Genomic DNA, 12,643 nt, shown 5'->3' on the forward strand with positions numbered 1-12,643 from the left:
TTTTTACAAATACAACTTTAACAAACCTAATCTTCAGAATCTCCGTTCAATATATTGAGAGAAGTTAAAACCTCTAGTTGGCTCATTGATGCTCTATAATAAATCATAGTGATCATTTAACAGTTTGTATGAGCTTGTTATGGACGAGAAAAGAGATGCATCTCCTGTACCATTTTTTATAATGTTAAAGAAAACCCAAAAAACCACACTCTATACTTCGTATAAGGGAGACGAAGAACACTATAAAAACAATGATGGTATCCTCCAACAACTGCAATACTATGTTAAAGCGAGTAATGAAGAAGAATACAATAAGTTGGTAAAGAAGTTTCCAAACCGCATGTTTCGTCGAACAAAAGGCGAAGTGTATGAGATGTTCGATGAAGGTAATGAAATTGACCTACACATTGCGTTACAGGTCAAAGGGCATAGTTTGACATGGTATTTTTGGAAGCCTAATGTAATGGATCAATACCCACAACAATTCAGAGACGTACTTTATAATGCAGCGGCCCAAGCACATAAGCACGTTAGTAATGGTTGTGATTTGTATTATCGTGGCAGTAATTCAGTGCATATAAAATTAATGCATCATTTAGAGAGTGAAGCAGGTCATAATCATAATCATTATCGTTTAAAAGATAATCAACCTTATACACCCGAAGATTTTAAACAACATATGAATGCGTTAAAAGATACTGAAGCTTTTAGCCAATTTTTTGAAGAACATGAAATCGAAGAGATTATAGAGAAATTTGAACAGTTTCATGCACATTGGCATGAAAAACCAAAAGCTGGTGGCTGTTCTCGACACGAAGAATATATGAGACACCCCTCCCAACAACTAAATGCCGGAGATGTAATCGAGATAATGCTCTTTGGCTATCAACAAGAACCCTGTAGGATTAACGTAAGCGAATTAAGAATAGATTATGAGGCCGCAAGAAAAAAAATTGAAAAGGTCCTCGAGAAAGGAGGATCTGAGGAATCACAAAATAAATTAATTAAAAAACTCAAAGTTATAGAACAACAATATACTGAGCTCTTAAGGTATAGGGAAAAAGGTGGCAGCCGGGGGTTACTTTCCGAAATTGGTCCTACTCGCCAAACATATCATTCAGAATCAAAACCAACTCCCTATGTAGGTGGTCAAGACAGCAGTCTTGGTATTCCCCCAGAAATCCCTTCATGGGCCAAAAAACTTAAAGCGCTAGTAGAAGAAGGCAAACAAGCCATGATTAAAACCCGAGCCGAACAAAAGGTTATCGACGAAGCAAAAACAGAATCGGCCATAAATGATTTTGAGCGCGAAATTCCTGAACATGTTCGTAAGGCAAATATGCAAAAGAAACTTGTTTTTTTCCAAGAGAAGGACGGTGGGAAAGATGAGAGTGACCCAGAATCCAGTATTAAAAAAGATTTCCCAACGCTATAAACCCGATAGAAACCATATTATTAAAAGGAAAAAATATGCAAACCAATAAATCATTTAATGATAGAGAGTACCAACAAAAAGCACAATTGATCCTTAAAAATCTTGATAATGTTCAATCAGACATAGAACAATTTAATAAAAAATTGGGGCTTCTTGGTGAAAGATTAGATAATGCCAATTCATTTCCTGAGTTTTTTGAAGTCGTTAATGAAATTATCAAAGCAGAAGCCACGCTTAATACATTTCTTCGCAAAGAAATGAAGGATTTAAATAAAGATGTAAAAGAAATTATCGTAAGAGATTTAAAAGATAAAAGTGAATTTAGATCTTTTACTAACATTTTGAATTTTAATCAAATTATTACTGATAAGATTTTAAAAAATAAAGAACGCCTCAGCATGGCTCAGTTAGAAGAGCAATTGCCAAAAGAGCAATATAATCGCGCAAAAAAATTTATTCACTCCATTACCGATTTAAAATCCATGTCATTGCTTATTGAAAAACAAAAATCTCATTTTAAATCGCTACTCGATTCAGCAGACTCAATGAAAAAAATTCATGACATTGAACATCAAATTGATGCTCAGAACAGTGATTTTCAACAAACCTATCAAAAGTCGATGAACTTTCCAGAAGATGAAGAAACGGCTGGAGCTGTTATTAAATTTTTAGAGACCAATGAGCATCTTAAATCCATAATGGAATCTTTTGATTTTGCCGAATCCTTAGTCGATGATGTATTAAACGCAAAAATAAGAGTTTCTCTTCCTCCAAGTCCTGGGCTGAAGTAACGCTGTTATTAGCTGTTAGGTCTAGCCATCCTCGTCTTTTCCAGCTTTAGGCGCGCTATGCAGAACTTCGTGTGACTCAATAAAAATCCTCTGGATCCCGCGAACAAGTCATGGGGACGGGACGTAGAGCGCTCCTCCTTTAATACGCACTCTTTGTCCTTGAGGGGCACAGAGAATTTAATACCCTACGTACCGCGCTTTATGCGCGGTATCCAGTTTCTTTCGGGGCTCAGAATTTCACCGGTGTTAGGATCTACCCTCAAAACGGGATAAGATATACTGTGCACCACCGGATTAGTGTAATTATTAAACAGCTTTCTAATCCGATAAATAATGGAATTCTGATTAATTAAACAAAGGAGTTTGTTATGAAAAAGAGCTGTTTACTGAGTTTTTTACTTCTATCGCCGCTTCTGGCTTTTGCTAATTCTGATAATAATAGTGCAGAGCATCTTATTTTTTCCCCATTGCCGAACACTAAAAATACGGTAGTCAGGCACTATAGTAATGAACAAGAGCGTCCTGATCTGAAGCAAATGGTTCAACGAACTATTGATTTTCCAACTCAAATCGTTCGCGTTCGCGGTGATGTTACCGGATTGAAACTCAGTTGCGAGGAGGTGGAAAATGAAATAGACCAGGTTTTTTCCAAAAAAATCTCTGCCAATCTTTTTATCTATAACACATACATCAACTGCAGCTATGATCAGGATAGCCCAGAAGAATACGCGTTAAGTTTTTCGATTCAGAGTTATTTTGATCCATTAACAGATAAGGCCATTGATTATTTAAAATCCTATCTGGAACAATATAATGGATACAATTTATTCAATACTACAACATTACAAATTGAAAATGCCAAAGGTGTTATTACATCGATGAATCTTAATGCCGGTTTAAAAAGCAATCCCAATAAAGCTCCCTTTATGCTTTATCATCAAGATCGGAGCAATTTCTATTTTAAAAGTAATTTCGAAATGAGAAAGGAATTAATTGCTGATATTTATCAACGATTTTATTCTAATGATCCCGAAATCATTCTGCCGTTTATAAAACAATGGATTTCCTCCTCGGCAGAAACAATTTATTACTCTATTTTAAAAGCATCCAATTATCTTGAATTACAACCCGAACGAATCTTTGTAATGGAACAAGAAGGAGATATCTTCGTATCCAATTTAAAATATTATTTCGCTAATCTGTGTATGCAAAGGAATCCTAATAAACATTGTCTGTAACTAATTAGGCAAAACCCCAAAAACAAGTCCAGGTGCTGTGATGCGCAAATCAGCTCATAATTGTCTTTGGGGTTTTAAATAAACAGCCGTTTTCACCAACATTTGATTTATTAAGGGGACACGGTTTTCTCAATTGAATTGTCCGTTTTACTATGAGTTTCTTTGGGCTTTCTAAAGAAATTATTGATGCCTCCAACAATTTTATTGCCTGCAGAAACTAATTTATCAATAAAATTAAAATCCATTTCCATTTCAAAAGTTCGCACCGTATTGATGTCATTAAAATCATTTACTACCATTTGTGAAAAACACATCAGCATGTAATTCAGCACAGCCTCGTCCTGTTCTTTCTGATTCATTTTTTTAAAATCAACATCGTTCTCTAATTTTTTCCAGGTGTAAAAATTAATACTCCGTCCATGATTAGGGTCAAAAAAATAAGCCGTTTTTTTCTTCGGATCAAAACGAAAATAAATAGCATGGCCCCAAGATGCTTGATTTGCGTCTATGGTTCCATCTTTTTTCATGGCATGATGTCCAATGGATATTTTTACAATTCCATAATTTTTTAATTTAGACTTCTGTTGTTGATTAACTGCTTGAGAAAGGAGTTGATAGATAGCATCAGAGTCATATGCAGCTTCATCTGCATAATGATAATCTCTACGCAGCACCTGGATTTTCTTAAGATGAAGACGTTTTAACACAGCTTGTGATAAGCCATTGTTTGCTTCCTCACCGACATTTACTTTATATAAGGCTTGATTATAACGATCCTGGGGAGAAATTTTCACTTCCGCTTGCCATTGAGAGTCGGAGAGTACTTGATTTCTACCTAAGCTGGTCATTTCTCGAGTAATAACCCTATAGGTGTTTGCTTGACACGCTCCTTCACCTAATATTTCGCCAGCCCCACCAATAAATCCTTGGATGTTTTCATACTGAATGGGATCTCCCCATTGATTAAAAAATTCAATGTCTTTTTGAACATCATTTAACAGTTGATTTCTCATTTTACTGTGCGATTGACCAGTAAGTGGAGAAAGAATCTCTTTCACTTTATCATATTGGTCGGTTAAACCAGCCAGGCTATCTTTATTTTCTTTTATTTTTTGATCTATAAAGCGATGGAGCGATCGTAGCAATTTATTTTTTGAAGCCTTTAAAGAACTATCAATGTGTTGCGAAATATTAGAGTTATTCAGTTCTTTTTTACATCGTTCATATTCTTGCTCTAACAAATGAGTTGCTGAGGCGATGAGTTCTTGTCTTGCTTTGGTGAGTATGTGAACCAAAGGAGTTAGAGACGGTTCACCACCAGCTGTAATAATTTTTTCCTTCAAAGCTAAAAGCTCTATCTGATCTTGCAGTTCTTTCAATGTAGGAATTTCATTTTCGGCTTGGCCATTAAGTACCAGGTTTTGTAATACATGTTTAATTTTCTGTTGGACAAGCTCTTTATTCACCTTTATTTTGCTAGGGTCTAAAGCAAGCGCTGAAAAAACTGCGGTTTCATGGGGATTTTGGAGAAATTTTTCAGGATGTGTGATTTGTTGATGGACAAATGCTCGCTTCAAGACAAGCGAAAAGTCCGCGAAATACTCTTTAGGTAATCGGGTTAGTGCTTGCTTAAGCTTGGGAAACATTTTAATCACCACCTCTTCTTGAGCGGTGACCTCGCCTCGTTCAAGCTTTACATTGAGTTTAGACATTTCCTCATCGTATTCTTCTTTTGTCTTTTTCCCTTGAGCATAAGCAAGAATCCTAAGTTTATCTGATTCCGTCATCATCCGCTCACTGTCACGAATGTCAGTTCCAATTACATCCCAGTTACCAATCATTTTTTCGGCTATTTTTTTGTTGGTGCTTTGCTCCAAACGATCATAAAGGTCTATCAGCGCCGCACGATTACACGCTGAGCGAACACTAACCACAAACTGGTCCAGTGCTAGCACATTCTTGGGGCAATCAGCTAAGGTGGGGTTATCTGGCATATGTTCGATCACATGCTGAATATCACGAACTACCAGAGGAGCTAAGGTGGCTACATTATCAACACGTTCATCATGCAGCATCTTTGTCACGACCTGAATTGGACTTGTATTAACCAATGAAAGCGACTCGAGAACCTCGTCTTCGACGGCAATTTTTTTCAACTGCTCGGAGAGTATCTGCATAAACTCCTCATCCGTTAGTTCCTTAGAGTCAGCTATAGATTGGGTTCTCTCCAGTGCAATCGCAAAGCCTGCTGGCGAACCGCACCATTCTTTCTTTTTCTCTTCAATCATCCTCTGTCGCTGTTGCTCAACAAAAACTATTTTTTCCATGAATTCATTTATTTCAGATAGTGAACGTAAGGGTGGGGTATTGTCTTCTAGTGATCTGGAGGTAGGCCAGTGCGTTTTATATAATTGTTCAAAGGGTATTTTAGAGCCTAACTCCACACATTTTCTTTTCAACTCATCGAGAATAGAACCATTGATTATAATGATGAGCTCTTGAGTTAATTGTTGGTGTACAAGTTGCCAATATTCCAAATCATTTGCATAAATGTTTCGTTGAGTGGGATCGGGAAGTAACTCTTTATCCTGGATCACTTCTATAATTGCAGAACAATTAAAAACATTGAATTTATTGGGGTTACTACTGGGATTAAAGCTGTCCCAAAGACTATGCAGATAACTATCAAGATCTGATTGAATTAAATTCAGCGCATCCAAAGCCAATAATTCCCGCTTCAATTGTTCCAGATTAATACTCATTTGTACTTTGTATTCTTCTGGAGTTGGAAGTTTATCTGGATTTTGAGCATAAAAATATTCCGCGGTTTTCTGAAAAAGCCATTTTTTTACAACCTCGATGTTAAATGCTCTTAAATGCTCCTCATTTACCTGTTGAGGCCAATCTCCATCCTTTTTCCAATAAGCGCTAGTATTCAAATATTCACATAATTGTCTCAGAGAAACCACATCCTCTAATGAATCCAGTGCATAAGGAACTGCACTCAGCATCCATACTATTTTATCGTCGCATTGAACTTTTATTTTACTTACATACTCTGAGAAACGAGTACTTTCAATGGAATATTCATCATCTTCTGAGGTAATCGTTGGAACTATCTTTTCAGGAGGAAGAGGAATAAAATCTACATCCAAGTGGGTTGGAAAATCATCAAAATAATAAACATATTGTCCACTATATATTGGCTTCGGCATCATACCCTCAACAAAATATAAACACTTTGTGCATTATATACAACATCATCCTTTATACCATGAGTAATGCGCAAATTTTTTGAAAAACGCTAATAAAACGATCCTTGCAGGAGGGAGTAAAAGATTTTTATCGCGCCTATTCTAATAAATTCTGGCTGCTTGCAACCAGGATCTCCCACTCATTTTAACTTCAAGAGCCCAAACTATTCTGCGTTTTACGTTCCTTAATTAACTTTTTGAGAATGGCTTCTTTTTCAGGCCAGTGTTGAATTAATGATTGATTCAATTGCGGACAATTTTCAGCAAACCAAGGACCAAATTGAAGAAGGAGCATAGGTATTCTAGGCTGGAGACATGCTTCGAACTCCTTCTGAGCTTTCTTGGTACATAGATCATTGCTTCCAAGACAGTTTTTTATAATATCATCAGTTACTTGCTGCCAATTTTCTGGTGGCGTCGCTCCTAGAAAGGATGCAGTCATAATTTGAGGCAAGATACTTTGACTTATAACCACCAGCTTTTTGGGATCCACTTGTTCTTCACAAAATTCATTGCGAAAGAACTCATTGATTTGTTTTCCAATACGTTGTACTTCACCCTTATTAAAACAGGGAATTAAATTAGCATCTGATGCCACCAAGGGTGTGGCCAAGAGTAAATGACTGCTAAAAAAAAGAGCTAAGCTCAATAGTATTCTTCCCATGCCTTCATCCTTAACTATTCGTAATGACCTACTTTCATAAATTATAGTGAACATTTATGTCTTGTTAGGTAATTCTTACTCTACGCTCACTGCTAAATGGAATTCGCGTTATTTTTTTGGTTCAAAACTAATCTATAATTGAACAGTGATTTAAAAGGAACATTTAATAATGAAAGTAGTTCTATTAATAGGCTCATCCAGTACAGGAAAATCAACGCTTTGTGATGCTTTAGTTAAGGAGCATGGTTGGTATACACATGGTATCGACCAAGCCAATGAACTACTTCAGAAAGAGCAAACCCCTATATTGGAAGGACAATTGTTAGAAAAACTGCAGGAACGAGGGCTAATTGAACAACTTTCCTCTTATATGACTGAGTCAGCAATCACAACGCTTGGCGCCACTGGGAAATTTGAGCTCGTTCATGGTGATATTTCTATTAATCATAGCTTTAATAGTCCCGAATATGAGGATCTTGAACAGGTATTAAATCGTGCTGGATTTGTAGATGAAGAGTTAGAGGATCTTACACATCTACTTCGTGAAGTGGGCGATATATTCAAAAATTTACCCAAGCCCGATATTCTTGATCGGATGCTCGATGATGTCTTTAAACTCCCAACAGACTCCTCAGTTATTCTTGATCTAGTACCCCCTGATGGTGATGTTAAAACCATGTTAAGCAATTTTAGAGATCAACTGCTTGAGCGTGCACAAGAGGATGGCCATACAATAGAATACGCTACTGTTTTGGCTTTTTGCCCACCCAAAGCTTTAAGTAATCGTATTCATCATCGAAATGAATCCGCCATTCTTTCTGGGGATTTAAGAAACAAAAGAGAGGGGGTCGAGCCATTTCTTCAACTGAGTCAATTAATATCTACCGCAGAAACTGATGGTGCGATTGATGAAGCGAGAACGCTTTCTAAAATGCAACTTCTACTTATTGCGCTAAAACACCTACGCCCAGAAGTTGGAGAAGGGGAAACCCACAGAGCAAAAGCAATCTTTAAGGCAGGTGCGCATGAGTACAGGGAACTAATGAAGCGATTTAAGCTAACAGAAGCAAGTAATATTACTGTCTCACCTAGAGAGGACTTAGACACTCATGCGGTGATAGATTTATCTCAAGATGCCTCACCAAACGACTTGGCAAAAGAACTTATTGCTAAAACCAAGGATTGTCCACCCTTATCGCCTATCTCCTCTGTTAAATCTATGTAGAGAGCAATATGCAATTTTTTTAGAAGGCAAATTACATTTCAGAGGTTTATAAATAAGCTTTTATAGTGTTCTTCGCTAAAACCCACCGCGACTGTTTTGTTATGTTCTTCCAAAATAGGTCTCTTAATAAGCGAAGGATTGGCGATAATAAACTCTACTTTTTCCGCGCTACTCAATGCTTCATAATGGTCTTTATATTTTCGGTACGTCGTTCCTTTTTTGTTGATTGGAAGCTCGCCTAAGTAATCACCCCAAGCTTTTATTTGTGCCGGAGTGGGTGGAACTTTTTTGAAGTCGATAAACTCATAATCAATCTTATTGTTCTCAAAAAAAGTACGTGCTTTTTTTACAGTATCACAATTAGGGATTGCAAACATTGAAATCATTTTTGTCCAGAATTCAGCGATTAACATCACTCCATTTTATAATGTTGCACTCATTTCTTCTAGGAAAATAGTGCAGCCAAACTGTATCCGTTAAATCAGGGAAATACTTAAACTAAATATAATTTTTTTGTTATATATTAAACAATCATGAATTAAATAGAATCGAAATACAAAAAAACAACTTCAAAGCACAAGGACTCTAAGACAGTAATTGGGTAAATAACCTGCTGAGGATATGATTTATGTCGAAATTAAGTATGATTCGTAATTATTATGAGCCCCTTAAATTTATTAAATCCCACACTCAAGAAAGGCCAATTAATGAAAAGGAATTAATTGAATATTTAAACAAAACATATCGTCAGGCCCTAAGAAAAATATTACTCGCCTACCCTGCATCTTTTGCAGACGAATCCCCCATATTCGATCTTTGTATCGATGTCATCTTAAGTAGCGATGATATAACTCAAATAACCGTGAAATGGATTGAAAATCAAATTAATAAAAATAAAGATCTCGCTAAACTAAAAAATATAAAGTCAGGCGACCCCGATATAAAAAAACTCCAATTAATCAAAACAGTCACCAAGGCACATCAAGACAATTTGGCTCTTGATGAGTCCGTTCTTTCTTTTGTAAATAGTGCGCTCCTTTTTGAGGATATCTTAAGTCAAGACTATAAATATGGAGTCTTTGCTTTTTCTGAACAGAGCGATTCAGATAAGAAAGTAGCTGTTTTGGCGCTTAAAGAAGCACTACACCAGCAAGTTAACGCTAATTCGTCGCTCACTGCCAGCATGTGTTAATGAACACACCATGAGTATTAATTAAATGAGATCAAATGGATTAGAACAAACAGGGCTCGCTGCAGGTTTAGAGACATCCAGTTGTGGCCTTTTACTCAGATATTCTTCAGTCTTAAAAAAATCAAAATGAGCAGCATTTGATTTTTCCGATTGGTTTTGCTCATATTGATGCAGTAAATTGCTTATTTCGGTATGCCCCAACGCGACTGCAAGTTCATGCAGTGACAAAGAAACTATTGTGGTTGCATCAATGGGTTGCTCTGAGTTAATTTTTTTATTAACTAGTTTGCTCACCAATCCTTCATCTATTTGTGCAGCACGCCCAAATTGATACAGCGAATTGACTTGAATATTCAAGATCATATCTGTTGTTAACGGGCACGTAAGCAATTCTTTTATAACATCGATGTGGTTACAGCAAATGGCGATTAACATCGGGGTAATTCCTTTTTCATCCGCTACAAGATTAGGATTAACGCCCTCTTTTATAAGAGTTTTAGCCATGAATGGATCATTATCTAAGGCACTAAGAAGCAGTAAATGTGCGCCTGATTGTTTCGCTTTTTTTGCATCAATTTGATGTATCTCTTGAAATTTAGGACACTTTTCCCATAGCTCCATGCGTTTTTTAAACTCTTCCTCATTAGATTTATTACAATAAATATTGGTTACAAAAGCACATTGATTACCAGACGAGAGCTCATTAAAAACGCTTTGCGCGATTTCTTGAACATGCTCCCCCGGGATGTGTGCGGGCTCACAGCTGCCATTAACGAATAGCCATTGATCCAGTGCCGGATCATATCCAACTGTAAGAGCATGATCGCCACTGCCAAGAATTAAGGCTATCGGTTTTTTGATCGCGGTTAATTCATTTTTGAGCGTTAAAAAGTATTGAAATAACTCATCAGAGTTATAACCTCCCATGAAGCAGCTTATCCTGCTAATTCCGCCACTTTGTTCCAGTTTTTTGGAAAGAACACGAGGAGCACTAAGCAGCGTATCTTGTTTGAATGGTGCTCCTTTTTCAAATAAAGGACTGTGTAATCCAGGTCGCTGATATAGTTCTACCCCTTCAAAAAAAGCCATATACTCATTTTCCGGATCAGCAAACTCTGTTTCCAGTGAGCCTAATTTATTTTTGCAATTCTCTAATTGCTGCTCTATAAAAACACGGTATAAAAATTCATTTTCTTTCTTGTTGAGTTCCTTTTTCAACTGGCCAAAATCAATCTTCTCTACATGGAGCAAATGAGCAGACCATATTTTTCTCATCTCGCGAAGTTTATCGTCAAGATTTAACGTACTTATTAACGATTTTTTGGCATCTTCTTGTAATTGCTGGCTAGGATTTACAATCTCTTCTTTCAGCATGTCGATAATTCGGTGAATATCATCACGTTCATTGTACATATTGATAAGCTCAAGAAAGCGCCTCTCAAATGGATTGAATTCCTCAGCGAGAATGGCTTGCATTCCCATATTGGCAACACCAAAACACATTCCTCCAGGATCAGGGTGATATCCTGATTCATTCATTAACTCAATGAGCCAATCTTTATTCTCTTTATCTCTCACTTGCGGCACATTTGCCTACTTTTTTATCACATTAGAAGATATGGAAGCATAAAGCGTAATCTGAGGACTTGCAACTACGATTTTTTGAAGAGAAGCACTGAAATTCTGTTACTTCTTTACAGGAACAGTTTTTAACATCTCGCTCGATTCGTCTAACGCCTCATTAATTTTTGAGACCACATCGTATTTAGAATGAAAAAACCTATCTCGCCCAGTCCTTGCAACTGGTTTAGCTAAAGCAATCGCTTCTTCTTGTGTTATATCTGCTGCTTTAGCATAAGCTTTAATTGATTGCCGCAAAGTTTTATCTAATTTAGATATGATTTCATAATAATTCTTTGATTCATCAACAGGCCTAGCAAAATCTCTAGTGAGTTGTTCAGTAACACTCTGGATCTGGTTTATTTTGTTTTGGATAATCTGGTATTTTTCATTACTTACGCCATATTTTTTTTCTAATTTATTGCGTATATCTACAAGAGCTTTCTCTAAATTTACGGCTGCCCCAACCAGCATTTGCTGTTTTTTCTGAAAAAGATCGTAAACCTCACTAAGATGTTCTTGAGTATTATATTTTCGGATGTAGTCCGTATTATAATTTCTTATCAACCCAAAAGTGTGTTTGGAAGGATTAAAATCCTCTATATGGTTCGTATAGGTATCTGAAGCCTCATCATAGGTCTGATAGTAATTTTTAGTTCGTGAAAGATATTTGGAAGCAGAATATACATCATCGGACCAAGGATCGCAGATATAAGCATCCTTCCCCCAAGTTTCAGGCTTTCGTGGGTCGCTACCTTTTTGTCTTCCAACAACAAGTACCACATGATTTCCGCCTACTACTTGAAAAACTTCTGCATTTACATGTGGCGCATAATGAGCAATATAATCCAAAGCCAATTCGGAAAGCTCATTACAATTTCCTATTGAGTATTTTTTACTGCATTCAATCGATTGGTAAAACTCATAAATATAATAGTCAAACTCCAACCATGAGCTTGCAGTTTTTTGAGATTGCTCTCTTACATCTTTTACCGCTTCACTAAGACTTTTTTTCTTATCAATAGGATAAGAATTATTAATAAGTTGAGTTCCCCCTTCTACTATAAATTCTCTTGCGTATTTATTGGCAAGAAGAGCAGCATCCTTATTGGAGTAAGGAACAATAGCTTTTGGCAATTTCATAACAAACCAAATTGACTCACTTTAAATCAAATTATAGCCCACCTATCTTCTTTTCACTGGGAGATATTAATTAATTCGACG

Annotated in this window: 10 protein-coding genes; 5 read left to right on the forward strand and 5 right to left on the reverse strand. The window is 36.6% G+C overall.

The genetic code is table 11. From position 1 onward, the window contains the following. The first annotated feature begins 139 nt into the window (after positions 1 to 139). From ACWTEW_RS14045 to ACWTEW_RS14055, 3 genes are all read left to right on the forward strand, one after another. Positions 140 to 1,435, forward strand: coding sequence for a hypothetical protein (locus ACWTEW_RS14045; RefSeq protein ID WP_454782273.1), 1,296 nt, complete (start codon positions 140 to 142; stop codon positions 1,433 to 1,435). A 35-nt stretch (positions 1,436 to 1,470) separates the two neighbouring features. Then, the gene (locus ACWTEW_RS14050) at positions 1,471 to 2,226 is read left to right on the forward strand and encodes a hypothetical protein (protein WP_454782274.1); all 756 of its coding nucleotides are present in this window, start codon (positions 1,471 to 1,473) and stop codon (positions 2,224 to 2,226) included. Positions 2,227 to 2,594: 368 nt separating this feature from the next. Then, on the forward strand, positions 2,595 to 3,464 hold the full coding sequence (locus tag ACWTEW_RS14055; RefSeq protein WP_454782275.1) for an Lpg0189 family type II secretion system effector: 870 nt from the start codon (positions 2,595 to 2,597) through the stop codon (positions 3,462 to 3,464). A gap of 110 nt (positions 3,465 to 3,574) precedes the next feature. Here ACWTEW_RS14055 and ACWTEW_RS14060 read toward each other — a convergent pair whose 3' ends face one another. Together ACWTEW_RS14060 and ACWTEW_RS14065 are read right to left on the reverse strand one after the other, a co-directional pair. Next, positions 3,575 to 6,682: a hypothetical protein gene (locus tag ACWTEW_RS14060; protein WP_454782276.1), complete on the reverse strand. Its 3,108-nt coding sequence runs from the start codon at positions 6,680 to 6,682 to the stop codon at positions 3,575 to 3,577. A 187-nt stretch (positions 6,683 to 6,869) separates the two neighbouring features. Further along, positions 6,870 to 7,382: a hypothetical protein gene (locus ACWTEW_RS14065; protein ID WP_454782277.1), complete on the reverse strand. Its 513-nt coding sequence runs from the start codon at positions 7,380 to 7,382 to the stop codon at positions 6,870 to 6,872. Between the two features lie 169 nt (positions 7,383 to 7,551). Here ACWTEW_RS14065 and ACWTEW_RS14070 point away from each other — a divergent pair, with 169 nt between their 5' ends. Continuing rightward, complete coding sequence (locus tag ACWTEW_RS14070) at positions 7,552 to 8,607, forward strand: hypothetical protein (protein ID WP_454782278.1); 1,056 nt, start codon at positions 7,552 to 7,554, stop codon at positions 8,605 to 8,607. A 38-nt stretch (positions 8,608 to 8,645) separates the two neighbouring features. Here ACWTEW_RS14070 and ACWTEW_RS14075 read toward each other — a convergent pair whose 3' ends face one another. Then, positions 8,646 to 8,993: an arsenate reductase family protein gene (locus ACWTEW_RS14075; protein ID WP_454782279.1), complete on the reverse strand. Its 348-nt coding sequence runs from the start codon at positions 8,991 to 8,993 to the stop codon at positions 8,646 to 8,648. A 242-nt stretch (positions 8,994 to 9,235) separates the two neighbouring features. Between ACWTEW_RS14075 and ACWTEW_RS14080 the strand changes: the two genes are divergently transcribed. Further along, a complete protein-coding gene (locus ACWTEW_RS14080) occupies positions 9,236 to 9,799 on the forward strand; it encodes a hypothetical protein (protein ID WP_454782280.1) in 564 nt (187 codons plus the stop codon). A gap of 21 nt (positions 9,800 to 9,820) precedes the next feature. On the opposite strand, the gene ACWTEW_RS14085 is transcribed toward ACWTEW_RS14080, so the two are convergent. Further along, complete coding sequence (locus ACWTEW_RS14085) at positions 9,821 to 11,386, reverse strand: ankyrin repeat domain-containing protein (protein WP_454782281.1); 1,566 nt, start codon at positions 11,384 to 11,386, stop codon at positions 9,821 to 9,823. A gap of 99 nt (positions 11,387 to 11,485) precedes the next feature. Then, positions 11,486 to 12,562: a hypothetical protein gene (locus tag ACWTEW_RS14090; RefSeq protein WP_454782282.1), complete on the reverse strand. Its 1,077-nt coding sequence runs from the start codon at positions 12,560 to 12,562 to the stop codon at positions 11,486 to 11,488. Positions 12,563 to 12,643 lie beyond the last annotated feature (81 nt).

The sequence above is a fragment of the Legionella stuttgartensis genome, assembly GCF_977063405.2.